This is a genomic window from Shouchella phoenicis (assembly GCF_047238345.1).
GTDB lineage: Bacteria > Bacillota > Bacilli > Bacillales > Bacillaceae_D > Shouchella.
Window position 1 is genome coordinate 1,546,069 of sequence record NZ_JBDFMQ010000001.1, and the last position, 26,100, is coordinate 1,572,168.

Genomic DNA, 26,100 nt, shown 5'->3' on the forward strand with positions numbered 1-26,100 from the left:
GACATATAGTGAAGGGAGGAGGGACAGGCTATGAAACGAATTGAAACGGTAGATCAAATTATTACCCACATCAAACAACGGAAATCTGTCTATTTATTTGTTAGTATACTGTTCTTAATGGGAATTATTTTCGGAGCGTTTCTCGTTAATAGCATTAGTCTGACTCAACGTCACGATCTTTTTCAATATTTAAGTCAGTTTTTCCATGAAATGAATAATGGTCATATTGATACAACGGCAAACGAATTGTTCGTTGCTAGCATCATTCATTACAGCAAGTACATTGGATTGTTATGGATTTTAGGCATTTCAATGATTGGGTTGCCTTTAATCTTTGTGCTGCTATTTATGAAAGGTATTGTAATAGGATTTACGGTAGGATTTCTGGTGAACCAGATGGGCGCGCAAGGATTTGTCATTGCTTTTGTGAGCGTATTCCCACAAAATATTATTTTAATTCCTGTTTTTATTGCGGTAGGTTGTTTAAGCGTTCGTTTCTGTATGCGATTATTTAAACATACCTTTCTCAAAGGACAGCATGAGCCTATTTTTCCTCATTTTCTAAGATACACGTTGATAATCGTTTGTCTACTTGCATTGACGTTTATCGCGGCTTTTTTTGAAGCATATGTTGCGCCAGCCCTTTTAAAATGGACGTTATCACTATTTTAGAATGAGTCTAAAATAGTAATTAATATTCATTTTCAATTTATAATAATTATTAATTGACAACAGTTTTCTCCCATTTTATAATAAAGAAACTAGATCGCTTGGACGGAGGAGGCTGTTATGGAAAATCGATTAGAGCGAATTAAAAAGCAATTACATGCTCAAAGCTATAAACTAACGCCCCAGCGGGAAGCGACTGTCATGGTTTTATTAGAGCATGAAGAAGATCATTTAAGTGCTGAAGATGTATACTTACTCGTTAAAGAAAAAGCACCAGAAATTGGCCTAGCAACTGTTTATCGTACTTTAGAGTTATTAACTGAATTAAAAGTTGTTGATAAAATTAATTTTGGAGACGGCGTTTCGCGCTTTGATTTACGCCAAGAAGGTGTTAACCATTCGCACCACCACCTTGTTTGTATTGAGTGCGGGGCAGTGGATGAAATTCAAGAAGACTTATTAGGCGAAGTCGAAACGATCGTTGAAAGAGACTTTCGTTTTAAAGTGAAAGACCACCGTTTAACCTTTCATGGCATTTGTCATAGATGTCATGACCAGCCCGCTTCAACAAAAGAAACGGACCCAACGTTAGCGAAACAAGTTTAACCGCCAATTTTGGCGGTTTTTTTTCGTTAATTGAGAATGAGAATAGCTCAAACTAGGTAAATAAGGAAGAAGTATTTGGCTGTTTGTACGGATGAACGTTTTAATCAATAAAATTCTAATCATTCTAATTTAACTGAAAATAATGCTTGCTTTTTGTTTTTATCAAATTGTATACTTGCCTTACAACTTTTTAAAGCGCTTACATTTAAGGGGGTGACAGGAATGAAAAAACAAAGTTGGTTAATGGGTATGACATTGAGTGCCGCTACGTTCATGTTTGCTGGTTGTGCAAATGATGACAACACGTATTATTCCATAGCAACTGCTTCAACAGGAGGTACGTATTACCCGATTGGGGTTGGGATGGGAAATCTTTGGACGGAGGAGTTAATGGACTTAGGGATAAGAGCAACAGGACAATCTTCCGCCGGATCGGTCGAAAATATTGACTTGCTTCGAAAAGAGGAAGCGCAATTTGGTATCTTACAAGGGTTAATTGCTGATCAAGCTTATCGCGGTATTGGCATTTATGAAGGGAGCCCCTACGAAGATTTGCGCTCTATATCGATGCTATGGTCGAATGTTGAACATTTTGTTTTAATGAATGGTCAAATTCAAAGCGGTACAATATCAGATGTGGAAGGAACGTCATTTTCAATCGGACCACAGGCTAGTGGGACCGAACAATCAACACGAGCGCTTATTAATGGAATCGGTTTGAGTATTGACGATCTTTCACCTGATTACCTTGGCTATGACGACACGATTTCATCTATGCGAGATGGGCGATTGGATGGAGGCTCTTTACCAGCTGGCGTACCGGTTACTGCCATCACGGATATGTATGCTAGTGGCGTTCGGGCGACTGTTTTAGACGTTACGGATGAACAACTAGAGGCAATTAATGAGGTATATCCGGTTTTTTTTCGCTATGAAATAGAAGCCAATACGTATCCTCGTCAAGAGGAACCAATTTATACCATTGCACAATCAAATGTACTTGGTGTTGATAAACATCAAGAAGCAGAGCAGATTTATTTATTAACAAAGACATTATTTGAGAATCTAGAGACGATGTATGATGTACATAATTCAGCTCGCGAGATGTCGTTAGAATCCGCGCTTGTTGGCGTATCTGTTCCGCTTCATATTGGTGCTTATGAGTACTTTATTGAACAAGGTGTAGAGATACCAGATGAATTAATTCCACCAGAGCTTGATTAAAGATAGAGGGGGATGGGTACATATGGAAGACAAACTGAAACAGACGCAAAAAGTGGATGAGGGAGTGAATGATGTTGCAATCGGTCGCGCATTAAGTGGCTGGCAATACCGTGTAGTGGCTTTTGTAGCCGTTTTACTATCAGCATTTTCAATCTACGTTAATAGTTTTATGAATATTCAAGAGATTTATCGGAATATCCTGTTCCTCACAATGTTACTGATTCTAGCATTTTTACTCTATCCAGCTCGTAAAAACCTTCCAGCATACCGTTTTTCAACTTTTGATCTCATACTCGCATTGTTTGGAGTGGTCGGAACAGGGTATTTACTGATCTTTTATACAACGATTCATGTGGATAGGATGTCTCAAGCTGTTCCGTTGGACTATGTCTTTGCGACTTTAACCATTCTTTTATTACTTGAAGCTACTAGGCGCTCACTTGGAATTTTCATCCCTATTCTCGCTGCATTAGCGATGGTTTACGCGGTATTTGGTCCATATTTTCCTGGGATGTTCGGTCACGCAGGTTTTTCGATTGAACGATTGTTATATCGTGTCTATATGACGACAGAAGGTGTTTTTGGGATGACCCTTTCAATCGCGTCTACTTACATTGTCATTTTCATTTTATTTGGAGCCTTCTTAAGTGTTAGTGGCGCTTCCAAACTATTTAACGATTTAGCGATAGCGGTTGCAGGTCAAAGGCGTGGTGGACCTGCTCAAGTAGCTGTTCTTTCAAGTGCACTTACAGGTTCCTTAAATGGAAGTGCAGTAGCAAACGTTGCGACTACAGGCGCATTTACGATTCCACTTATGAAACAAGTAGGCTTAAAAAAGAATTACGCTGCTGCAGTAGAGGCAACAGCTTCAACTGGTGGAATGATGATGCCACCAATAATGGGTGCGGCTGCTTTTATTATGGCTGGCTTTTTAGGCGTCCCCTATTCAACGATTGTTTTTGCTGCTTTAATTCCAACCTTTTTGTATTTTATAGCACTTGTGTTTGCCATAGATTTAGAGGCAAAGAAGCAAGGGTTAAAAGGAATGAGTAAAGAATCCATTCCACAAGTATGGGAGGTTTTAAAAGAACGTGGGTTGCTTTTAGTGCCAATTCTTGTCGTAATTGGAACGTTACTTGCGGGCTATACACCTTTGTTGGCCGGTTTTGCTGGCATCATTGTCGTTATCATTGCAAGCTGGCTAACAAAAAGTAAAGAAACACGTGTTACATTTAAAAAGGTTAAAGTTGCCTTTATTAATGGAGCAAAAAGTTCCATACAAGTTGGGCTTGCGTGTGCTTCCATCGGAATAATCATTGCTGTTGTCACAATGACTGGTCTTGGGTCAGCTATTGCTTATAACGTGTTAAATGCTGCAGATGGGGTATTGTGGATTGCTCTCGTTCTTGTGATGGCAACGTGTATTGTGCTTAGCATGGGTTTGCCTTCAACAGCACTTTATATTGTAGTAGCCGTTACGGCTGCACCGGCTCTAGTTGAAATAGGCGTTAATCCAATTGCTGCTCATTTCTTTGTTTTTTGGTTTGGTGCTTTATCAAATATTACGCCGCCAGTTGCGCTTGCATCATTTACAGCTGCAGGAATTGCAGGCGCCGATGCAATGAAAACATCTTGGACTTCAGTCAAGCTAGCATTACCAGGTTTTATTATTCCATTTATGATTGCATATAATCCCGTCATGGTCTTACAAGAAACAGCAGATCATTCACTTACGATCATGTCTGTTGCTGTCACACTTGTCACATCTATTATTGGGGTTTTTGCAATTGCTGTTGCTTTAAGCGGCTTTCTTTCCATTCACTTGCTTATCCCTGAACGCATTCTTTACTTTGTTGGTTCGTTGTTTTTAATTGCTCCTGGTCTAACTAGCGATGCTATTGGTTTCCTCCTTCTCCTTTTTGCGACCATTTGGCATTCAGTTCGTGCGAAGAAGGAACAGGCGAATATCGCTCCTCCAATATAAATGAAAGGTGGTTGTGTAAATGGCCGGTTTAATCGAAAGAAAGAAAGTTTCTCTCCAAGTTTTAGATCATTTAAAGGAAATGATTGGTCAAGAACCATACGTAAGTGGGGCAAAACTCCCTTCAGAAATGGAACTGGTTGACATGTTTCAAGTGAGCCGTGCACCTATAAGAGAGGCGTTAACCGTACTTACGGCAATGGATGTCATTGAGTCAAAGCAAGGTGGAGGACGTTGGGTAAAAAACGTTCAGCTTATTTCTATGATGGAGCACGTAAAGCTTGGTACGGTCTCTGTTGAAGAAGTACACGGACTGTTAGAAATGAGACATATTATTGAGACAGAAGCAGCTGCACTAGCAGCCCTCCGCGCAGATGAAGATGATTTTTTTGCTTTAGAACAAGCGTTAATTGCTTTTTCGGAGACCGTTGCATCTGATCAAGTTATAGGAAGTGAAGCAGATTCTCATTTTCATTTTGTTCTCGTAAATGCAGCGAAAAACCCTTTTTTGACGGCCACATTAGAGAACACAAAAGAATTGTTAAAAGACGCCATTGACTTTTCCTTACGCCTAAACATCGGTAAAGTTGAAAAAAGACGTAACGTGTATGAAGAACATCAAGCCATTTATGAGGCCGTTGTGGCGAGAGATATAGAAGCTGCAAGGGAAGCGATGAATACTCATTTAACAAATGTTCGCAAAAAATTAGGAGATCCCAAGGTTCTATGAAAAGGAGAGAAACGATGCGACCAAACAAAGAAAGGACGTTGTTAGAAGAACTTCAACAAACAATTAATTCAGAACGAATTCTTACATCGCCTGAAGATTGTGTCAGCTATGGGTTTGATGCTTCATTTGGTGCCTGCACGCCAGATGTTGTTGTTCAAGCTTGCTCTACTGACGAGGTTGTTACAGTGATGAAACTGGCAAACAAATACCTTGTCCCTGTTTACCCTCGTGGACAAGGGACGAGTTTAAGCGGGGGGCCTATTCCCGTTAAAAGGGGCCTCGTTCTTGATTGTTCACAATGGAACAACAAGCTGACCATTAATTCCGACGATATGATTGCAATTGTGTCTCCAGGTGTGCTGACATCAAAAATTGACGAAGAGGCTGAACAATATGGATATATGTATCCTCCAGATCCGAGCAGTGCTCACGTATCTACAATTGGAGGCAATTTAGCTGAAAATGCAGGCGGACCGAGAGGATTAAAATATGGCGTCACAAAAGATTACGTATTGGGGTTAGAAATTGTCACACCAGAAGGAGAGGTTGTTCGTACTGGTGGAAAAACAGTGAAAAATGTGACTGGCTATGACCTGACGAAACTAATTGTTGGGTCGGAAGGGACTTTAGCTGTCATTACAGAGGCGACGTTGAAATTAGTACCTAGACCGAAGGCAACCAAAACGCTACTTGCGTTGTTTGATGAAATTGTTGATTCAGGTAAAGCGATTTCCGCTCTTTTAAAAAGTGGTATTATCCCTGCAAAAATGGAGCTAATGGACCAGGCCTCCATCCAAGCGGTAGAAGCCTATGAACCAATCGGTCTACCACTTGATGTGGATGCACTCCTATTAATAGAGTTAGACGGGCACCCTGTTGCTATTGAAGAAGAGATTTTAGAAGTGGAACGTTGGTGCCAAACGATGCATGCGCGGGAAGTGAAAATTGCTGAAACCGAGGAGATGGCAGCTGAGTTTTGGAGGGCAAGAAAGATGGTCTCTCCAGCAATCGTACGCGTTAAGCCAACGAAAATTTCAGAAGATGCCACAGTGCCGAGGAGTAAAATTCCGGATATGTTTGCAGCGTTAAAAGAAATTAAGGATTTGTATCAAGTTGATCTAGTCGTCTTCGGCCATGCAGGAGACGGGAATCTCCATCCAAACATTATTGCTGATGTCCGAGATCGTGAAGAGATGGAAAGGGTAGAACAAGCAGTAGCAGCTATTTTTAAAGCAGCCATTTCGCTTGGTGGAACATTATCAGGGGAACATGGAATTGGTACGATGAAAGCACCTTTTATGGAGATGGAAGTGGGGGAAATGGGATTAGATTTAATGAAGCGGGTAAAGCAAGCTTGGGATCCAAATAACATTTTAAATCCAGGTAAAATTTTTCCAGATAAGGGCCAAAAGTTGGTGCTGACAAATGGCTAAGTGGGCTTATGAAGAAACATTTGACTGCGTTCAATGCGGATATTGTTTGCCGGCATGTCCAACTTATCAAACGATGGGAAAAGAAACACACTCCCCACGGGGACGTATTAATCTCGTGAAAATGGCTGCTGAGGGAAAGATCGAAGCTCGTGCATTAAAAGAACCGATTGAGCTTTGCTTAGGCTGTCGTGCATGTGAATCCGCATGCCCGACAAACGTAAAGTATGGGCGAATTTTAGACTCAGCGAAAGAAGTGTTAGCCGAAGAACAGCAGCAATCGGTCGCAAAAAAAACAGTGGAAACCTTAATTTTTCGTGCGGTTCTTCCCTCTCATTCAGTGTTACGAACAGCTGGTTTTGGTTTGCGCTTCTATCAAAAGAGTGGCCTGCAAAATATGATGCAGAAAAGTCGTTTACTGTCAATGTTTCTTCCTGAAAGTTTAGCAGAATTTGAAATGATTTTGCCGAAAGTAAAAAAAGCGCAGAGAAACAACAAGATTATGCAGAAAACCAATAACCCCATGTACAAAGTTGCGTATTTTACAGGCTGTTTAATGGACACGATGTTTGCTGAGATCAACGATCAAGCTATCATGTTGCTTGAAAAGGTAGGGTGTAGAGTAGAAGTCATAAGTGGTCAAGGTTGTTGTGGTGCGTTACAGCATCATGCAGGTGATTTACATACGGCCAAAGAACTGGCAAAACAAAATATTCTTGCTTTTGAAAAGGGAGAATTTGATTTTATCGTTTCAAGTATCGGTGGCTGTGGCGCAATGTTAATGGAATATGATGAACTATTTCGAGAGGACGAAACATGGCGTAAACGAGGAGAAGCTTTTTCAATAAAACATGTGGATGTTTCATTATTGTTAGTAAAATGTGGCTTCAAATCAACTCGTGCAATAGATCAAACTGCAGTGTACCAACCTTCATGTCATATGACCCATGTTCAGAAAAATAGAACGGCCCCATTAACGCTTATTCAATCAATTCCAGGCTTAACCTATAAAGAAGTACCGAAACAAGAAATGTGCTGCGGATCAGCAGGGATTTATAATTTGTTGCATTACAAAGAAGCAACGGACATTTTAGATATGAAAATGCCTCATGTCACAAATGTAAAGCCTGACATCATTATTACAACCAATCCTGGATGCCATTTGCAAATGAAGCTTGGTGTGAAGCGAGCGAAATTGTCAAAGCAAATCGAAGTAAAGCATCTTGTAGAGGTATTGGCTCTATCAGTAGAGGAGGAGACTGCGAGTGTTTGATTACATCGTAATCGGCGGAGGTATCGTTGGTTTATCTGTTGCATATGCGATTCAACAAAAAGAACCAAACGCCACCATTCAGCTAATTGAGAAAGAGAAGGAAGTGGCAAAGCATCAAACTGGAAACAATAGTGGCGTTATTCACTCCGGTATTTATTATAAGCCTGGTAGTTTTAAGGCTCGATTTGCGAAGGCTGGAAGTGAATCGATGCGTACTTTCTGCTTGGAACATTCACTTGATTTAGACATTTGTGGAAAAGTCATCGTTGCAACGGATGACAATGAACGCGAACAATTACATAAGCTTTATAATCGGGGTCTTGAAAATGGCCTTAATGTTAAATGGTTGACTAAGGAAGAGTTACTCATCATTGAACCTCATGTGAATGGTGTTGCAGCAGTACAAGTGCCAACAGCTGGTATCGTTAATTATAAACAAGTTTCGGAAAAGCTCGCCTCTCTCATCCAAAAAAAGGGTGGCCAAATCGCGTTAGCTGAAAAAGTTCAAACCATTCAAGAGCATAAGGATGATATTGTGGTTGTAACAAATTACAAAACGTATAAAAGTAGATACCTGATCAACTGCGCTGGTTTGCAGAGCGATCGAATTGCTAAGCTGGCTGGATACCACTTAGACATGAAAATCATCCCGTTCCGAGGTGAATATTACAAATTAAAGCCTGAGAAACGCTACCTCGTGAAGCATTTAATTTATCCTGTACCGGATCCAAATTTTCCTTTTCTTGGCGTTCATTTTACGCGAATGATTGACGGAGAAGTTGATGCAGGGCCTAATGCCGTTCTTTCTTTCAAACGTGAAGGGTATAAAAAAACGGATATAAGCGTGAAGGACTTGAGTGAGACTTTAAGTTATGGTGGTTTTTGGAGAATTGCAAGGAAGTTTATGAAGGAGGGTGTTACAGAGATGAGACGCTCTTATAATAAAACGTTATTTGTGAAAAATTTACAAAAACTAATTCCAGAGGTTCAAGAAGAGGATTTAATTCCAGGTCCTAGTGGTGTCCGCGCGCAAGGTTTAACTGTTAATGGCGAACTTGTTGACGATTTTCACATTGTTACAGGAAGGCGTAGTTTACATGTATGCAACGCTCCATCCCCTGCTGCAACAGCCGCGCTCGAAATTGGAAAAGAAATTGCAAAAAGAACGGATCACTTTACGAACGTGTAAAAGAGGCTAGGGTGATTTCGATCGTAACATAGAAAAGATGCATCTCGAACGCTGTAGCGCGCTCGGGGTGCATCTTCTTAATCATTTTCTTCGAATGCCGATTACGGTATTTGCTGCTTTGGGCCATTCACTTTTTTTGGCATGAGAGATTTGTGCAATCTTTTCTTCAACTTCTTGAGGAAAAGGAGCTGGAGAATGAGAAGGTTGGTTCATTCCCATAATCATTTGTTCACTTGTGGCAAGTACGTGATGATCGCAATTTTTTAACTCCACCCACACATGTATCCTTTTGGAATCCCGGTCTAGAATAAGGACGGAGGCGTGTAATGCCTCTTCTTGATGAGCTTCAGCCAAATACTTAATATGATTTTCAAGAGTGAAGATCGTGTACTGATGCTTCTCACGACCTGATTCATCGAGGCCAATGACGGCCATAAGTTCTTCGAGGGCTAAACTAAATACACGAGCGTATTCTGCGTCATTCATATGGCCGTTGTAATCAACCCATTCAGGAAGTACTTGACCTTTCCAGAGATTATGACTGTCTTTCATAAGCTAGCACCTTTTCTGAGGGCCAAAAGCCTTCTTCTTCAAGTATCTGCATGAGCTTCATCAAAAAGCGGTCTCGTCGGTGTTCCATATCACTGATGCTAATGTCGCCACACTGTAACGACGTACCATCAATGACTTTGTTTTTTAATTCGTCTGTTAATTCAGGGGCAATAAGTCGTGTCCATGGGAGTTTTAGAGCTGGTCCAAATTGCTCTAACATGTGTTTCATTCCGTCATTTCCACCAGCAAGGTGTAAGGTAAGGAAAGGACCCATAAGCGCCCAACGTAAGCCGGGACCATAAACAATGGCTTTATCAACTTCTTCAGTTGTCGCTACGCCATCATTCACAATGTGCAACGCTTCTCGCCATAGTGCTTCCATTAAACGATCCCCAATGTGCCCATCAATTTCTCCAGACATCACTAGAGGCTTCATATTTAATTGGTCATAAAGCTGGTTCGCCTTTTCCAATGTTTGCGAAGATGTTTGTTTTCCACCTGCAATCTCAACTAAAGGAATGAGATAAACGGGATTAAACGGGTGTGCAACAATGACACGCTCTGGATGATGGGAACAACCTTGTTGCAAAACAGAAGGCATATAGCCGGATGTAGATGAGGCGATAATGGCTTCTGGTTTTGCAAAAGAATCAATGGAAGCAATTACGTCTTTTTTTAAATCTTCTCTTTCTGGAACATTTTCTTGAATTAAATCAGCTGATGCGACTGCATCGGAAAGCTGATCAGCAAATGAGAGATTGTTTAATGATGCTTGGGGATGGAGTCCGTATTGGGCTAAAGTTGGCCAAATTTCGGTTAACATTGTACGTGTTTTTTCTTCTGCTTGAGGGGCAGGGTCGTAAGCAATGACTCGGTGTCCGTTTGCAAGAAAACGAGCAATCCAACCGTTGCCGATTACGCCTGTCCCAACTACAGCCATCGTTTTTTGTTCCATGTTAATAAACCTCCTTTTAGCGTACAGGTTTTTTTAAGTTTAAGAGTTCACGAGCTTCCTCTGGCGTTGCTGGTTCCAGTTGTTCTTTTTGGAGTAAATTCACAGCCTTATCGACAAGCTGTTCATTTGTTCCAAGAACGCCTTTATCAAGATAGAGGTTATCTTCTAAACCAACACGTACGTTTCCGCCTAATTTAGCAGCTTCGATTAGGATGGGAAGCTGTAAACGTCCAATTCCAAATGCGGACCACGTGGCGCCATCCACAATTCGCCCGCGCATATACTCGATCGTTTCTCGATCTGCGTCTGCTCCCCATGGAATACCTAAACAAAATTGGTACATTGGGTTCTCCGCAATTAAACCTTCAGCAATTAGTTGATTAGCAAGCCGAATATGGCCTGTGTCAAACACTTCTAGTTCAGGCTTTACACCGCTTTCTTTAATGAGTGTTGCGTGTTCACGCAGCCATGATGCTGGTCCAAGATAAACGTGATCACCGAAATTAAGGCTTCCACAATCTAATGTACAAATTTCGGGAAGGAGTTCACCAATTGGCTCGTGTCTTTGGATAGGTGTTTGAATGTCTGTACCTGGTCCACCACGTGTCGGGTCTTCTACATTCGGAACAAAATCACCGCCACCGCCGGCAGTAAGGTTAATGATTATGTCCGTTTCTGCTTCACGAATCCGTTCAACTGTTTCACGAAAAAGCTCCACATCATGACTTAATTTTCCTGTTTGTGGATCGCGTACATGAATATGCGCAATGGCAGCTCCAGCTTTTGCTGATTCAATCGCTGAATAGGCAATGTCCTTTGGCGTAATGGGAACATGAGGGCTTTTTTTGGTTGTATCACCTGCTCCTGTTAAAGCTGCGGTAAGAATACGTTTAGATGTCATGGTTTTGTTCCTCCTTGTCTTTTGGGTGGACGGGAACTAATTGAAAAATATCGCCTGATTCAAAACAATCAACGAGTCGATCAATCCAGTTATAATAAGCAGTCCAGTCATCTAGCTCTTTTGTCATCATTTGATGCTTCTTAAGAATGTCGGCTGAGGGGTCATGACCCATATCTTCTTCGATGTCTTTTAATTTATCGCGCAAGCGACGTTCAAGTGCCATATTACGGGTAATGACTTCCTTCCAACTCGTCGTAAAAAGAGAAATAAAGGTTTGTACATAATCACTTTCTACATTGTAGTGTTCTTTTCTACTTCCTTTTACAAACTCTTTTTCAGCAATATTTAATGAAATCATCTGTCGCATAACTTGGCTCATTCTAGTTTTGCTCATACCCGTTTTATCGGCAAGGTCATCAAGTGTCATTGCTTGTCGATTCATATAGATAATGCCTAGCAAACGACCAACGGTAGATGATACGCCAAAGGTTTCCATATTATTGGCAACGCGATCAGCGATAAGATCTTCGCACGCCTGTAGGTCATCGAGAAGAGTTTCTTTTGATTTCGTCACAGCCTAACCTCCTACAATCAAATCAGAACTAACCTTACCATAGTTTTAGCGAAAGACAAAAAAACAAATAGGTGAGCATTATGGAGAAAACGAGCGAAATTTTAAGTTAAATCGCTATGTAAACTTTGTGCAATTTATATTGCATGAAGTTTACGTTAATACACATGATTTTGCGATTTTCTTTTTAAATCATGCTTTGTCTATAATTTAAGGGTGCGTAAGAGAGCGGAAACATTTGGAGGTATGTGACTTGTTAGAATTTAAAAACGTTGTAAAAAAGTATAGCGAAAACGGCAAGCCAGCAGTGTCAAATATGAATCTAAACATTGAAAAAGGCGAGTTTGTTGTTTTTATAGGACCAAGTGGTTGTGGGAAAACAACTACTATGAAAATGGTCAACCGGCTTCAAGAGCCGTCAGAAGGACAAATTTTTGTAAATGGGGAGAATGTTTTAAATCAAGATCCTGTTAAATTACGACGCTCCATCGGCTATGTAATTCAGCAAATAGGATTAATTCCCCATATGACAGTAGGCGAAAACATTTCGCTCGTCGGCTCTTTACTTAAATGGGATAAAAAACGCCGTGACGATCGAGCCAAAGAGCTCATTAAAATTGTTGATCTACCAGAGAGTTTTTTACATCGTTATCCGCATGAGTTAAGTGGTGGACAGCAGCAACGAATTGGTGTGTTGCGAGCGTTAGCCGTTGACCCTCCATTAATTTTAATGGACGAGCCGTTCGGTGCCCTTGATCCAATTACACGAGACACCCTGCAAGAAGAATTTAAGAAGTTACAAAAAGAAATGAACAAAACAATTGTATTTGTTACCCACGACATGGATGAAGCAATTAAGCTTGCAGACAAAATTGTCATTATGAATCAAGGAGAAATTGTACAAGTGGGTACCCCGGACGATATTTTACGAAATCCTGCAAATGAGTTCGTTGAAGACTTTATTGGCAAAGATCGATTGCTACAAAGTCGACCTGATGTGACAAAAGTGGAGCAGATTATGAATGCTAATCCCATTACAGTAACGGAGCAAACGACCATTAAAGATGCGATTCAAAAGATGCGAGAAGCCCGAGTGGATTCGGTTCTTGTTGTTGATGATGCGTACCGTTTAAAAGGATTCGTAGATATTGAGATGATTGATGCAAGTTTCAAAAAGAAAACCTACATTTATGAAGCGATGGAACGCGAGGTTTATTCTGTTAAAAAAGAAAGTTTATTACGTGACACGATGCGAAGAATGCTTCGCCGTGGGAGCAAGTATGTACCTGTCATAACGGAAGAAGAGGTACTAGTTGGAATCGTAACACGTGCAACGCTCGCAGATATGGTATATGACACCATCTGGGGTGAAGGAAATGGTCTAGAAGTTAATGAAATTGAAGCAGTAGAGTCAGTACATTAAAGGAGGCAGATGAGACGATGATCGATGCGATTACATCAACGCTGTCCTCGTATGGTTGGGAATTACTAGAGAAAACAGGTGAACATATTTATATATCGTTTTTTGCGATTCTATTAGGCATCATTGTTGCCGTCCCGGCGGGAATATTCCTGACGCGTATCCCAAAATTTGCGGATCGAATTATTTCTTTTGTTGGAATTCTACAGACGGTTCCAAGTCTCGCGATCTTAGCATTCCTTATGCCTTTTTTAGGAGTAGGAACGGCACCAGCAATTGTTGCTTTGTTTATTTACTCTGTTCTTCCTATATTACGAAATACGTACACAGGCGTTAAAGAAGTCGATTCAAAACTAGTTGAAGCAGGTAAAGGGATGGGCATGAATAACCGAGAGCTCATCCAAAAAATTGAACTACCAATCGCTCTTCCTGTTATCATGTCAGGAATCCGGTTTGCAACGGTTTACTTAATTGGTTGGGCAACATTAGCAGCATTTATTGGTGGCGGTGGTCTAGGTGATCTCATCTTTGATGGTTTAAATTTATATCAACCAGAATTAATTATTTTAGGAACGCTTCCAGCAACTATCTTAGCGTTACTTGCAAGCTGGGGACTATCCGCGCTAGAGAAAAAATTGACACCAAAAGCTTATCGAGAAAAAGAAGCTGCTTGAGAGGAGTAAGCAAGATGAAGAAACATAGAATCTCTTTGTTCCTTGCCTCATTGCTCGTCTTTTCAGGCTGTTCGCTACCAGGGTTAAGTGGACCTTCTGAAAATACCATTCGCATTGGAACAATTAATACAGTTGAGTCAGAAATTTGGGGCCATGTGGTCTCGCAAATGATTGAACATTATACAGACTTAGAAACAGAGCTGATTACCAATTTAGGTTCGTCTATTGTGCAACACCAGGCGATGATGCAAGAAGAAGTGGACATTACGGCAACGCGCTATACGGGAACGGATATTGCCGGTGCGCTAAATATGCCAGAGATTACGGATCCAGAAGAAGCGATGGACACTGTGCAACGGGAGTTTGATGAACAATTTAATCAGACTTGGGCAGATTCGTACGGATTTGAAAATAGCTATACGATTTCAATTACAGCGGAATTTGCTGAAGAAGAAGGCATTGAACATGTAGAAGATTTAAGACCGTTCGCAGCGGACATGAATTTTGGTGTGGATAATTCGTGGGTAAACCGACAAGGTGACGGCTACCAAGCATTTACGGAAACACATTTTGAGTTTGGAAATATTTATCCTATGTCTGTTGGACTTGTCTATGATGCAGCAGCTTCAGGAAATATGGACGCTGTGCTTGCCTATTCATCGGATGGTCGAATTGCGGCTTATGATTTAGTCGTCCTTGAAGATGATTTTTTTCCACCATATGACGCTTCGCCGGTTATTCGAAATGAAGTCATCGAGGAACATCCAGAGTTGGAAACAATTCTAGCAAAACTTGGTGATATTGTAACGACAGAAGACATGCAACAAATGAATTATTTAGCTGATGTAGAATTAGTTAGTCCTGCTACAATTGCACAGGATTTACTTGAGGAGAACCATTACTTTGAAGATAAGCAAGTAGAAGAGGAGGAGGGTGCGTAATGGGATTTTTTGATCAGATGGTTACGTACGTTTCTCAAAATGGTTTTTACATTTGGGAAGAGTTTTACCGTCATTTCCTAATGGCTGCTTATGGGGTGTTGTTTGCTGCGATTATTGCCATTCCAGTAGGAATCTTAATCGCTAAATATGGTCGAATAAGTGGATGGGTACTATCAGCAGGGAGCGTGATTCAAACGATTCCGGTACTAGGCTTTATGGCGATTACGATGGTTGTGATGGGTCTAGGAACAACGACTGTCATCACAACGGTGTTCTTTTATTCACTCTTACCGATTATTCAAAACACATATGTAGGAATAAGAGGGGTGGATAAAAGCGTCATAGAAGCTGCCTATGCTTCAGGTATGACGAAACTTCAATTGTTAAGTAAGGTGGAATTTCCGCTTGCAATAAGTGTGATTATGGCAGGAATACGAACAGCTCTTGTCATAGGCATTGGTATTGTCGCAGTTGGAACATTTGTTGGAGCAGGTGGACTCGGGGCAATTATCGTCCGAGGTACGAATGCAACCGACGGGACGGCCATTATTCTGGCAGGTGCAATTCCAACAGCGGTTATGGCTATCGTCGCTGATCTCGTTCTAGGGACAATTGAACGACGCTTAAATCCATCTAATCGATCGTCAACATAATCACGGCCAAAATAGCGCTAAGAAAGCGATTGGACAAAACAATATGAACTTGTTGAAAAGACGACTAATTCAGTGGATTAATCGTCTTTTCTTTGTTCTCTTATAACAGGTTATCAGTGTTCGTGTTTTAAAAAGAACCTTGAGTGTTGTCATAACCTCTTTTTAATCTATACGATTATTGATGTAAATCAATCGTTTCTCCTAATCCAGCTTGAACAGCTTTCTGGAAGACTGCAACCGCAACAGCTGTATCAAGATAGGCAACGCCAACGGATTTATAAAAGGTAATCTCCTCATCTGTTACGCGACCTCGTTTTTCATTTGCAAGTATTGACGCAATCTCACTATAGATATGATCAAATGACCATTCCCCTTTTTTTGAAGGAATAAGGAGGTCACCGGCTTCATGATTTGCCCCTTCTAGCGTGTCGACAATGACTTTTTGGCTCCGTTTTAACGTTGTGACATCTACTTCTTGCATCGACGCTTGAAAAGAGCCAATGCCATTAATATGTGTTCCAGGTAAAAGATCGTCTCCATTGAAAACAGGTGTAGTCGATTTCGTTGAACACACAAGAATGTCTGCTGCTTGAACAGCTTCTTTAGCAGACTTTACAACCTCAATGTCACCTCGCCAATGCGGAATATGGGCTGGTAATTGTTCTGCAAAGGAGCGTGCTTTTTCTTCGGTTCGATTATATAAGGAAATGGTCGTAATCGGGCGTACAGCAAGCACAGCTTGAATTTGCCCAACAGCTTGTGCGCCAGTTCCAATGATGCTTAACGTCGTAGCGGTTTTTTTTGCTAAAACTCGTGTGGCAACACCACTACTTGCTCCAGTCCGTAAAATCGTTAAATAAGAAGCGTCCATTAAAGCGACGTGCTCACCAGTAGTTGTATCCGTTAAAAGGATGGTTCCGCGCAAAGCCGGTCTGCCTTGTTGTGGGTTATCAGGAAAAACACTTACCATTTTAATCGCGCTATACCCTAAATGTTCACTATAGGCGGGCATATAAAGACTTGTGCCATTTGTTGCTGGATGATCAAGTGCCGTTCGAACAGGGGTTGTATGATTACGGTTTGCTAAAAAAGCATCTGTAACATCTTCAAGGCAGTCTTCCATTGTATAGATTGATTCAATCATTGATTTTGTAAGTATAAGCATAATAAGTGTAGCCCCTTTCTAATCGAGTTCACGATTTCTCGTTTCTTTCGTCACTGCAACGGCAATAATGGAAATAACGCCTGCTAGAACGATGTAAATGGAAATTGGGAGTGAAGAATTATAAAAGGTGTTCAGCAAATAAGTGGCGAGAAGTGGTGCTGTTCCACCTGCAACCGCTGCTCCAATTTGGTAACCAACTGTGACACCAGTATAACGGACGTTTGCGCTGAAAATTTCAGAGAACATTGTTCCAAGAACTGCTGTAACAGGTGCCCAAAATAAGGCAAGAGCCACCACCGTCGCAACAATTAACCAGAGCGTTGAACCAAGAGATAAAAGGTAAAAATAAGGAAAAGCAAAGGCCATCATGCCAACGGCGCCAAAAATGAAGACAGGTTTACGGCCAATCTTATCAGACAGTGAACCCATTAACGGAATCATCAAGGTTGCTGCAAGGGTTCCGAATGTTACAGCGTTTAAAGCAGTTAAACGGTCAAACGCTAGATAAGTAGTCGTGTAGGCAATCACAAAGGTAGAGAAGATATAGAATGGTCCTGTTTCCACGACTTTTGCGCCGACCGCAATGAGCACAGATCGCCAGTGATACCGAAATGTATCAAAAAGAGGAACATTGGCAATATTTCCGGACTCTTTTGCTTCTTTAAATGATGGCGTTTCATCTAATGACTTTCGAATCCATAAGCCTAAAAAGACAAGAACGGCACTGAATACAAATGGCACACGCCAACCCCACGCCATAAACTGTTTATCCGGTAATAAGCTCATAATGGAGATAGCGATTGTCCCCATTAACATCCCAATGGTGACACCCATTTGCGGGACGCTTCCAAAAAAGCCTCTCTTTTTCTTTGGGGAGTACTCCACAGCTAAGAGAAGCGCACCACCCCATTCGCCGCCAATTCCAAGACCTTGGATACACCGTAATGTGATCAGTAAGATAGGCGCCCAAACGCCGATCATCTCATAAGTTGGAAGTAAACCAATTAGGACGGTTGCCCCACCCATAAGTGAAAGCGTAATGACAAGGGTTTGCTTTCGGCCAATTTTATCGCCAATATGACTAAAGATAACGCCACCTAGAGGGCGAATAAAAAAAGGTAAGGCAAACGTAATGTATGCCAGCATAACACCTACAACAGGATCTGATGATGGGAAGAATAGCTGATTTAATACGATTGCGGCAACGGTCCCATAAAGAAAATAATCAAACCATTCAATTGAACTACCGATCAAACTAGCGATAAGAGCTTTACGGGCATCTTTCTTGGACACCGCTGGTTTGTGTTGATTCGAATCTAAGGCTGTTTGTGATGAACTCATCTTCTCTACCTCCTGAATAATCAGAAATTACAGTGTCACTTCAATTTTGTCGCAAAAAAAAGAGTTGAAGCGAGCGTTTTCATTTTTATGATGTTATTATACATATGAGTGAATGAAAGTACAATATTTTTTGAAAACTTATTTTTTGGAGTGGAATCATGCGGCAGTCGATTGGGTTAGAAATTAAAAGAATACGAAAACAAAAAACGTTTACGTTGAAACAATTAGCTGAAAAAACAGGTCTCTCTATTAGTTTTTTGTCGCAGATTGAACGTGGGAAATCATCTATGACGTTAGAGTCGCTGAATAAAATTTCGGATGCGTTCGATATAAGTACTAGTCAATTTTTTTCAAATGATGCACATGACGATCGACCTATTAAAAAGCAAAACATTGTTAAAGACTCTACGGACTTTTTTCATTATCAATCGTTATTAGGGGCAATGGCGGATCCAATTTTTGAACCAAGAATCGTTACGCTAATGCCGACAAAAGAAAGGATTACGCCTTTTATACATGAAGGACAAGAATTTATCTATGTGCTAAAAGGAACCTTAACCTTTGTCTATAAAGATACGATGTATGAGCTCCAAGAAGGAGACAGTTTCCATTTCGAATCAACAGAAGCGCATAACTGGATTAATTACTCAGAAGAAACCGTTAAATTGTTGCAAGTTGTAGCGAAGAAAGCTCTTAAATAGAGCTTTTTTTGAGTTTATCTTAAATGAGCCATTTAATAAATAGATTTTCATTGAATAGGTATTTGGAAGGATCTTCAAAAAAATATTGATAATGAGAATCATTTTCAATATAATGACGATATGGACCGAAAGCGGTCATTTCTTTTTGAGTTCAATTGAGAATCACTATCATTTAAGAAGGAAGGAAAGGTTTTATGCAGCAATCTGCTAAACGTATAGCTGAAAATGCGTCTTTACAAGCTTTTCTTAATAGTTATATTCGTGAAACAAATGAAGGGAGCATATTACCTGTTTCTTTACTTAATCAAGATCATCATTCGACTCTGCTTCAATCAGAGCTTTTTCTAGAGATTCAGCTACCAAAACAGCAAGATAGTTTGCGAATTGAAGTATGGTATCAATCCCTTGTCGGTCGTCACACGTTTGGCACGGTTTTGAAGGGGAACGCTCACACCGGTTGGGTTGAACAGGAGACGCTATTGGTATTCATTACGCTTATACAGGAACTTCATTTTGAATCGGTACAAAAAGGTGGAGCCGTTCAATCTTGCTTTGATGAATGTCTAGTCCGCATGCTCGAAAGCTATCATACCATGTGTACGTATCTCGAACAGCGCTTAGCAACTGACGAGAATATTCATGATCCTAAACAATCGTTTATTGAAGCTGAACAGTCTTTACTATTTGGTCACTGGCTTCACCCAACACCAAAAAGTCGCCAAGGAATGGCTTTTTGGCAGCACGCCGCATATGCACCAGAATTAAGAGGAACGTTCCAACTGTATTATTTTTATGTTCATCATACGTTAATTCAGCAAGAATCAATTGCTGATGAGCGTGTCTGGGACATTGTCCATGAAAATGGGGAATGCAGCGATTTAGATGAGAAGTGGTTTCCGTTTCCCATGCATCCTTTGCAAGCCTATTATTTACGTGATCAGCCTCATGTAAAACAAGCAATAAAAGACGGTCTTATCCAAGATAAAGGTCCGTTAGGTGAACATTTCACGGCAACATCGTCATTACGAACCGTTTACCATGAAAAGAGTAGCTGGATGTACAAATTTTCCATACCTGTTAAAGTGACGAATTCCTTACGAGTGAATAAACAACATGAATTACGAGCTGGTATTCTTGTGGCAAAACTTATTAAAGCAGGTGCTTGGCAGAGCGATACATGTCAGTTTATTACGGATCCAGCCTACATGAACGTGTCGTTTCCAAATATAAAAGAATCAGGTTTTGAGACCATTATTCGCTGTAATCCTTTTAAAGATGGGGGAGAAGGGATTACGTCGATCGCAGCGCTTGTGCAAGACCCTATCCCAGGGAGTGATTCAAAATTAGCAGCGATTATTAAGCGTCGAGCGAAGCAAGAACATCAATCAGTTCGTGTCATTAGTGAAAAATGGTTTCGTCATTACCTCGAGAATGCCATTATGCCGTTAATCTCGTTATATGATGAGCTTGGAATTGCGTTAGAAGCGCACCAGCAAAATAGTTTACTTGATCTAAAGAACGACTACCCTAAAACCTATTACTATCGTGACAACCAAGGATACTATTTAGCGACATCCTACCGTGGACGTTTATTGAGCCAAGAACCTGAGTTAGAAGAAGCAGAGGGGTTGTTTTATGAGGATGAAGAGATCAATAATCGCTTTACATACTATTTGTTTATGAATCAAATATTTGGCATCATCCATCGGTTTGGTGTGGACGGGTTAATGGATGAGTGGCAATTGGTTCAAATCCTTCGAACAAGACTTGAACAAAGTGGTCAAAATTATAAAGGGGCAGGGAGAAGGTTTGTACAAGGTTTGTTGACAAATGAAACGCTTGCTTTCAAAGCGAACTTGCTTACACGATTTCATGATGTGGATGAGTTAGCAGAAGCACTTGAACAAGCAGTTTATGTCAATATAAAGAATCCGCTCTTACAAAAGAACGCTACGGAGGTTCATCATGAGCAAACGATCCAAGCTACCTAATCAAGTAGAGCAACGAATCATTCGTCAGTGTATGGAGGCTATTTTGTTTGAAAAACTGTTGCCGTATGAAGAATATGACCTTGATGAAGGATGGAAACAGTTTATTGTTCAGGGACCAATCTCTACATATCAATGCTTAGGAAAGCGCTCTGCTTTTGATCGTGTTCGGCTTCAAGGAATGCCGTTAAAAAAAGACAAAGGTAGCCAAGCGATCCCGACGATTGACGACTTGATTGGCGAAGCACCGTTAACACACCAGCAAAAACAAGTGCTCCTGCACGAATTAAAGCAAACTGCTTTATTATCTGAATGGAATGAACAACATCTTGTACCGCTGCGTTCTAGAAGAGAATTGTCGTATGAACAGCTAGAAGCAGCACTTATCGAAGGACATCCGTACCATCCTTGTTTTAAAGCACGAACAGGTTTCACGCTTGTTGATCATCAAGCGTATGGCAACGAAACCAATGAAACGTTTCAGCTAGTTTGGGTAGGGGTTAAAAAAGAGGATGTTGTGACCTACTATCCGGAAGAAGAACATAGTTTTCTACAGAAAGAATTTGGTCATCAAACATGGAAGAAAGTTGTTGAAGCCTTATGTCAAGCAGGTGGTCAGCTTTATGAATATCGATTAATGCCGGTTCATCCGTGGCAATGGTCATATTTGAAAGATGAGGTACTGGAAGATGAACTGAAAACAAAAGATATCTTATATTTAGGCACATACGGTGATGAGTATGGTGCTTCCCAGTCGTTACGTACGCTGTTAAATTACAGCGATTTACAGAAAGCGCATATTAAGCTGCCTCTGCATGTCATGAATACATCTTCTGTGCGATCGATTCAATCTGAAAGCATCGCAGCTGCTGCACCAATCTCCCTTTGGCTACAAGCGATTGTCGATCAAGATTCATTTTTTTATAAACATGGCGATGTGCGGATCTTAAAAGAATATGCAGGCGCTTCGTATGAATCGGGGAAGAATCCAAGAATAAAAGATCAACTAAATGTGCTATTTCGAGACAGCGTTACACGTCAGTTAAAAGACGGAGAGGAAGCCATTCCGTTTAATGCGCTCTCAATGATCGAGAACGATGGCCTTTTATTCATTGATGCTTGCCTAAAAACACACGGCAAAAAAGCTTGGCTTACCCAATTTATAAACGTTAGCGTTTTGCCCATTATCCATTTATGTGTGGAATATGGGATTGCTCTAGAGGCACATGGACAAAATGTCATTCTGATTCAAGAAAATGGCTGGCCTAAAGGGATTATGTTGCGAGATTTCCACGAGAGTTTAGAATATTATGAACCTTATTTAAGGAATAAAGAGGCTATCCCCGACTTTTCATCCCTGCATAAACAGTTTCAAATTGGAAAAGTGAATGATTATTACTGGATGTCGTCAGTTGAAGCGTTAAGAGAACTAGTGGTGGATACACTTTTTGTGTATCACTTATCTGAACTGTCATGGCAGTTAGATGTTGTGTACGGGTTTAAAGAAGAATCCTTTTGGACAATCATCTCTAAGTGCTTAGGCAATTATCGAGAAAATAACGCTCTTTCAAAAGATCGTTTTGATTCGTTTCATTTTTTCTCTCAAGTGCAAGCAACTGAATCGCTCTTTCGAAAAAAATGGCAACATCATGGAGCGGTTCAACATCTTATTCAAACTGGTATACGAATGGAGGAAGCCCATCTTGTTACACGTTGATGAACAAACGTTTTCAGAAGAGGCGTTTAAGCGATATAAAGACAAACTGAATGAACATCCGATTTGGGCAAAGGCAGAGAAATGGCGAATTGCCGTTTGTCCAAATGATAGTGGAAAATGGATCATGCTCGTTTCTTATTTAAAAGAAAAAGATGCAAGCATTGTACCGATCCATCCCTCAACGCCCATTGAAGCTGCAAAACGAATTGCAAGGGAAGGAGGATGCTACTATTTATTTTATCAGACGATGGAAGCACCCATTACGCTACATGATGCTAAAGCGAACCATGAAAAAGGGCTTGTTCAGTTTAGTTCAGGCACGACAGGTATGCCAAAGCAAATCGTTCGTTCATGGACTTCGATTGACGATGAATTAGAAGCATATAAACGTGCATTTACATCTGTACATGTGGATACGATCATTGTGGCTTGCCCTGTCACGCATTCCTACGGACTAATTAGCGGTGTACTAGCAGGCATGTACCAAGGAAAGACGGTTGTTGTGCTGACAACACAAAATCCAAACTATGTGCTCGCACAAACAAAAAAGTATCCAAATCATGTTCTCTATGCGGCGCCACCTCTGCTTCATTTACTTGCAAAAGTGGCGAAACACACCTTGAATGGAGTCATGACCTCAGGTGCTCGTTTACCAGAGGCATGGCTCAAAGATATAAAAGCTGCGAGTCATTTTGTGATGCAACAATACGGGTGTTCGGAAATTGGCTGTATTAGTATCGGAACCAATATTGATCATCCTGATGAAATAGGCCGTCCACTCGCTCACCATAATGTGACAGCAGGGAGAAAAGGAGATCCAGCGACGATTTCGATTTTGGGTGCGCACACATTCCACCATACAGATGACTTAGGCTACTTTGATGAGAATGGCACCCTCTATTACGTTGAACGTTCAGGCGATGTGATTAATGTTGCTGGTTTAAATGTGTATCCTTTTGAAATTGAACGCGTTCTGCTTCAACACCATGAGGTGAAAGACGCGGTTGTATATAAGAAAACAGATGCATTGTCTGGAGAGCGTGTTTGTGTACAAGTAGTAAATACTACAGGGCAGGAAGAGGCAGTACGTGCGTGGTGCACAGCTTATCTTGCTCCTCATCAAATACCGAAAGAATTTCATTTTGTGAATGAGATTGCAAAAGGGCCGAACGGGAAAATAAACAGAAAAGAGTTAGGAGCGAGTAAAGTATGACCTACAAAGAAGCGGTAGAGACAATTCACTTTATTTTAAAAAACGAATTACATGTACATACACTGCATTTGTTTCATGAACAAGCGCGATTAAATGAAGATTTGGCGGTTGATTCTGTCATGATTTTGCACCTGTTAGTTCAACTGGAAACGGAGTACGGCATTGCAATCCCTGATGAACAACTTGATCGGGATACGTTTTATAACGTTGAAAGCTTAGCGCGCTTTATTGAAGGAAAGCACCAGTCGACGCCAGCCTATGATTAAAGTTCATTGTTTTGTGAGTTGTGTATGTGAACTTTTAAAAAAACGTGGCATTGATCATAGACCTTATTATTTCGGCCTTTGGGATGCGGATTTCTTTGTGGATCAACAAGGGGTGCTAACCTATCATTCCGATAATGTGGACCATACGTTTTTCAAAGAGTGGTATGAAACATTGTACGGAATTAGGTTAGAGGAGTGGTATGAGCCACTAGAAAGCAAATCCACGAACACACAAAAGCTTGTTCAACTAGTGGAAGAAAAAAGGGACGATATTCATGTCATGGTGATGCTCGATCTTGCTTTGTTACCTGAACGAGAGAATAAATTTCATCATTCCCCTTTCCCTCACTATGTCATGTTAGAAAAAACCGAGAATCCGGAAAAGTGGTTCATGTTTGATCCAGATTTTCGTTGGGAAGGGTGCATGAAGAAGCAAGATATTTTAAAAGCGGTACAATCCCCTCACGTCGGTGGTGGCTATGTGTTTAGTGGTGACCACATTCGTCCGCCAACAGACGAAACGGTTGATGCGTATTTTCGCACATGTATGAAAGAAAAAACCAATCCTTTAACAGAAACGGTTCAGCGAATTGTGGATATGTTTTGGTTTGACGAGGATTATTTACTAAATGAGCTCGGAGATGCGTTAAAACAATTACCTGTCCTCGCAATTCGTAAATACGCGTATGAGCATGCATTTGCGTTTTTCTGGTTTAAGTTACAATTCGATGAGACGGAATTTGACAACTGGTGTGACGAAATTGAGGCATTAGAAAAAGGCTATAAGATAGTACAATATCGCGCGATTAAGCTTGCAAAAACAAAAAGGCAAGCTGACTATGATCAGCTTTGTGAACAACTTAAAAGTCAGTTTGAGCGCGAGATGAAAATCAAACAACAACTAATCCATTATTTTGAGAAATGGGCGAAGGAAAGGGACCAGATGGTTAACAAGGTAAAAGGAGGAGACGATGAACGTATCAATCTGTACGATTTCATTTCGAAATAGCCTGCAATCGATCGAACAGCTTGCACAATGGACGGCAGCGCAAGGGTTTGATGGTATTGAAATGTGGGGGACCCATGCTAGGCATTTAAAGGCTAATAAAGAGTTAAACGGGCAGTGGATGCGTTCACATGGGCTGGTTGTACCGATGTTAAGCGATTATTTACCCTTTGAAAAAGAGTGGTCAACCATATATTCTGCTGCGAAAAGCTTAATTTTTTTAGCTGAGCGTTGGGAAACCAATCAGATTCGAGTCTTTGCTGGCAATCAAGGGAGCGATCACGTTGAGCAGGTAGAGAGAAACAGGCTTGTTAAAAAACTCCGAAAGGTATGTGAAATGGTTTCCGGAAATGGAATGAATGTATTGGTAGAAATTCACCCTCGGACGCTATGTGATACCATTCCTTCAACGCTTCAATTACTTGCCGAGGTTGACCACCCTTCATTAAAAGTGAATTTTGATGTGCTTCATGCTTGGGAGAGTGGGGCTGATATTGGTCAAGCTTTTATCGAGCTTTATCCGTTTATTACCCATCTTCATCTTAAAAATGTGACGGACCGCAGCCAATTAAGTGTGTTTCATCCTGAGCGTGTATTTCAGCCTTCGGATTCCAGAAAAGGGATGACGAGTCTATTTACAGGATGCATTGATTATCACCATTTCTTCACTAAACATGATGTAAGTAACTTTCATGTGTCACTTGAATGGTTTGGTCATCACCCGTTTGACGTTTTACAGGCAGATAATCGAAAATTGCTTCCCTACCAAAAGAAAAAGATTTATCATTAACTTTCCTAAACGATGCTACCAGAGTTGAAAAAACAAAATCTCTGGTAGTATTTTTATGTATACATACCTAGGTGCACGAAATCGTTTTGATTTACATGTATAGACTTGCTTGAACTTGGCATAGTGTAGAAGACAGAGACTATG

The 26,100-nt window shown here is 40.8% G+C and carries 25 protein-coding genes; 19 read left to right on the plus strand and 6 right to left on the minus strand.

Annotated elements, in window-relative coordinates; genetic code table 11:
- Nucleotides 1–30: 30 nt before the first annotated feature.
- The 8 genes from spoIIM (at nt 31) to lhgO (ending at nt 9,102) form a co-directional block, all read left to right on the plus strand.
- The gene (gene spoIIM / locus ABC361_RS08480) at nt 31–672 is read left to right on the plus strand and encodes a stage II sporulation protein M (protein WP_413073574.1); all 642 of its coding nucleotides are present in this window, start codon (nt 31–33) and stop codon (nt 670–672) included.
- 117 nt (nt 673–789) lie between these two features.
- Nucleotides 790–1,275 (plus strand): ferric iron uptake transcriptional regulator, encoded by a 486-nt coding sequence (gene fur, locus ABC361_RS08485; RefSeq protein ID WP_413073575.1) that lies wholly within the window; start codon nt 790–792, stop codon nt 1,273–1,275.
- A gap of 222 nt (nt 1,276–1,497) precedes the next feature.
- Nucleotides 1,498–2,499 carry a TAXI family TRAP transporter solute-binding subunit gene (locus ABC361_RS08490; protein WP_413073576.1) on the plus strand — a complete coding sequence of 334 codons (1,002 nt, stop codon included), beginning with the start codon at nt 1,498–1,500 and terminating at the stop codon, nt 2,497–2,499.
- A 22-nt stretch (nt 2,500–2,521) separates the two neighbouring features.
- Nucleotides 2,522–4,483 carry a TRAP transporter permease gene (locus ABC361_RS08495; RefSeq protein ID WP_413073577.1) on the plus strand — a complete coding sequence of 654 codons (1,962 nt, stop codon included), beginning with the start codon at nt 2,522–2,524 and terminating at the stop codon, nt 4,481–4,483.
- Nucleotides 4,484–4,502: 19 nt separating this feature from the next.
- Complete coding sequence (locus tag ABC361_RS08500) at nt 4,503–5,210, plus strand: FadR/GntR family transcriptional regulator (RefSeq protein WP_413073578.1); 708 nt, start codon at nt 4,503–4,505, stop codon at nt 5,208–5,210.
- A gap of 14 nt (nt 5,211–5,224) precedes the next feature.
- Nucleotides 5,225–6,643 (plus strand): FAD-binding oxidoreductase, encoded by a 1,419-nt coding sequence (locus ABC361_RS08505; protein ID WP_413073579.1) that lies wholly within the window; start codon nt 5,225–5,227, stop codon nt 6,641–6,643.
- Nucleotides 6,636–7,913, plus strand: a complete 1,278-nt coding sequence (locus ABC361_RS08510) for a (Fe-S)-binding protein (RefSeq protein WP_413073580.1) — start codon at nt 6,636–6,638, stop codon at nt 7,911–7,913. Before ABC361_RS08505 ends, ABC361_RS08510 begins: the two co-directional genes overlap by 8 nt.
- Entirely contained in the window at nt 7,906–9,102 is a 1,197-nt protein-coding gene (lhgO, locus tag ABC361_RS08515; protein WP_413073581.1) for an L-2-hydroxyglutarate oxidase, read from the plus strand. The genes ABC361_RS08510 and lhgO overlap by 8 nt, the downstream gene beginning before the upstream one ends.
- Nucleotides 9,103–9,183: 81 nt before the next feature.
- Here the strand turns inward: lhgO and ABC361_RS08520 are convergent, their stop codons facing one another.
- From ABC361_RS08520 to ABC361_RS08535, 4 genes are read right to left on the minus strand one after another with little or no spacing between them, the layout of a single operon-like run.
- Nucleotides 9,184–9,654, minus strand: coding sequence for a thioesterase family protein (locus ABC361_RS08520; RefSeq protein ID WP_413073582.1), 471 nt, complete (start codon nt 9,652–9,654; stop codon nt 9,184–9,186).
- The gene (locus ABC361_RS08525; RefSeq protein ID WP_413073583.1) at nt 9,638–10,609 is read right to left on the minus strand and encodes a 3-hydroxyacyl-CoA dehydrogenase NAD-binding domain-containing protein; all 972 of its coding nucleotides are present in this window, start codon (nt 10,607–10,609) and stop codon (nt 9,638–9,640) included. Before ABC361_RS08525 ends, ABC361_RS08520 begins: the two co-directional genes overlap by 17 nt.
- 16 nt (nt 10,610–10,625) lie before the next feature.
- Nucleotides 10,626–11,510 (minus strand): beta-keto acid cleavage family enzyme, encoded by an 885-nt coding sequence (locus ABC361_RS08530; RefSeq protein WP_413073584.1) that lies wholly within the window; start codon nt 11,508–11,510, stop codon nt 10,626–10,628.
- Nucleotides 11,500–12,084, minus strand: a complete 585-nt coding sequence (locus ABC361_RS08535; protein ID WP_413073585.1) for a GbsR/MarR family transcriptional regulator — start codon at nt 12,082–12,084, stop codon at nt 11,500–11,502. The genes ABC361_RS08530 and ABC361_RS08535 overlap by 11 nt, the downstream gene beginning before the upstream one ends.
- 250 nt (nt 12,085–12,334) lie before the next feature.
- Between ABC361_RS08535 and ABC361_RS08540 the strand changes: the two genes are divergently transcribed.
- Genes ABC361_RS08540 through ABC361_RS08555 form a run of 4 tightly spaced genes read left to right on the plus strand, consistent with a single transcriptional unit; the run spans nt 12,335 to nt 15,769 of the window.
- The gene (locus ABC361_RS08540) at nt 12,335–13,504 is read left to right on the plus strand and encodes a betaine/proline/choline family ABC transporter ATP-binding protein (protein ID WP_413073586.1); all 1,170 of its coding nucleotides are present in this window, start codon (nt 12,335–12,337) and stop codon (nt 13,502–13,504) included.
- A gap of 20 nt (nt 13,505–13,524) precedes the next feature.
- Nucleotides 13,525–14,175 (plus strand): ABC transporter permease, encoded by a 651-nt coding sequence (locus ABC361_RS08545; protein ID WP_413075742.1) that lies wholly within the window; start codon nt 13,525–13,527, stop codon nt 14,173–14,175.
- A 14-nt stretch (nt 14,176–14,189) separates the two neighbouring features.
- The gene (locus ABC361_RS08550) at nt 14,190–15,116 is read left to right on the plus strand and encodes an osmoprotectant ABC transporter substrate-binding protein (RefSeq protein ID WP_413073587.1); all 927 of its coding nucleotides are present in this window, start codon (nt 14,190–14,192) and stop codon (nt 15,114–15,116) included.
- Nucleotides 15,116–15,769 (plus strand): ABC transporter permease, encoded by a 654-nt coding sequence (locus ABC361_RS08555; RefSeq protein WP_413073588.1) that lies wholly within the window; start codon nt 15,116–15,118, stop codon nt 15,767–15,769. Before ABC361_RS08550 ends, ABC361_RS08555 begins: the two co-directional genes overlap by 1 nt.
- 175 nt (nt 15,770–15,944) lie before the next feature.
- On the opposite strand, the gene ABC361_RS08560 is transcribed toward ABC361_RS08555, so the two are convergent.
- Together ABC361_RS08560 and ABC361_RS08565 are read right to left on the minus strand one after the other, a co-directional pair.
- The gene (locus ABC361_RS08560; protein ID WP_413073589.1) at nt 15,945–16,934 is read right to left on the minus strand and encodes an ornithine cyclodeaminase family protein; all 990 of its coding nucleotides are present in this window, start codon (nt 16,932–16,934) and stop codon (nt 15,945–15,947) included.
- 18 nt (nt 16,935–16,952) lie between these two features.
- Nucleotides 16,953–18,275, minus strand: a complete 1,323-nt coding sequence (locus ABC361_RS08565; RefSeq protein ID WP_413073590.1) for an MFS transporter — start codon at nt 18,273–18,275, stop codon at nt 16,953–16,955.
- A 158-nt stretch (nt 18,276–18,433) separates the two neighbouring features.
- On the opposite strand from ABC361_RS08565, the gene ABC361_RS08570 reads away from it, so the two are divergent.
- The 7 genes from ABC361_RS08570 to ABC361_RS08600 all read left to right on the plus strand — a co-directional run bounded on the left by ABC361_RS08570 (nt 18,434) and on the right by ABC361_RS08600 (nt 25,956).
- Complete coding sequence (locus tag ABC361_RS08570) at nt 18,434–18,976, plus strand: helix-turn-helix domain-containing protein (protein ID WP_413073591.1); 543 nt, start codon at nt 18,434–18,436, stop codon at nt 18,974–18,976.
- A 194-nt stretch (nt 18,977–19,170) separates the two neighbouring features.
- Nucleotides 19,171–20,967: an IucA/IucC family protein gene (locus tag ABC361_RS08575; RefSeq protein WP_413073592.1), complete on the plus strand. Its 1,797-nt coding sequence runs from the start codon at nt 19,171–19,173 to the stop codon at nt 20,965–20,967.
- The gene (locus ABC361_RS08580) at nt 20,942–22,681 is read left to right on the plus strand and encodes an IucA/IucC family protein (RefSeq protein ID WP_413073593.1); all 1,740 of its coding nucleotides are present in this window, start codon (nt 20,942–20,944) and stop codon (nt 22,679–22,681) included. Before ABC361_RS08575 ends, ABC361_RS08580 begins: the two co-directional genes overlap by 26 nt.
- Entirely contained in the window at nt 22,668–23,894 is a 1,227-nt protein-coding gene (locus ABC361_RS08585; protein WP_413073594.1) for an AMP-binding protein, read from the plus strand. Before ABC361_RS08580 ends, ABC361_RS08585 begins: the two co-directional genes overlap by 14 nt.
- The gene (locus tag ABC361_RS08590) at nt 23,891–24,160 is read left to right on the plus strand and encodes a phosphopantetheine-binding protein (protein WP_413073595.1); all 270 of its coding nucleotides are present in this window, start codon (nt 23,891–23,893) and stop codon (nt 24,158–24,160) included. The genes ABC361_RS08585 and ABC361_RS08590 overlap by 4 nt, the downstream gene beginning before the upstream one ends.
- Nucleotides 24,153–25,169: a DUF6005 family protein gene (locus ABC361_RS08595; protein ID WP_413073596.1), complete on the plus strand. Its 1,017-nt coding sequence runs from the start codon at nt 24,153–24,155 to the stop codon at nt 25,167–25,169. Before ABC361_RS08590 ends, ABC361_RS08595 begins: the two co-directional genes overlap by 8 nt.
- Nucleotides 25,132–25,956: a sugar phosphate isomerase/epimerase family protein gene (locus ABC361_RS08600; RefSeq protein WP_413073597.1), complete on the plus strand. Its 825-nt coding sequence runs from the start codon at nt 25,132–25,134 to the stop codon at nt 25,954–25,956. The genes ABC361_RS08595 and ABC361_RS08600 overlap by 38 nt, the downstream gene beginning before the upstream one ends.
- Nucleotides 25,957–26,100 lie beyond the last annotated feature (144 nt).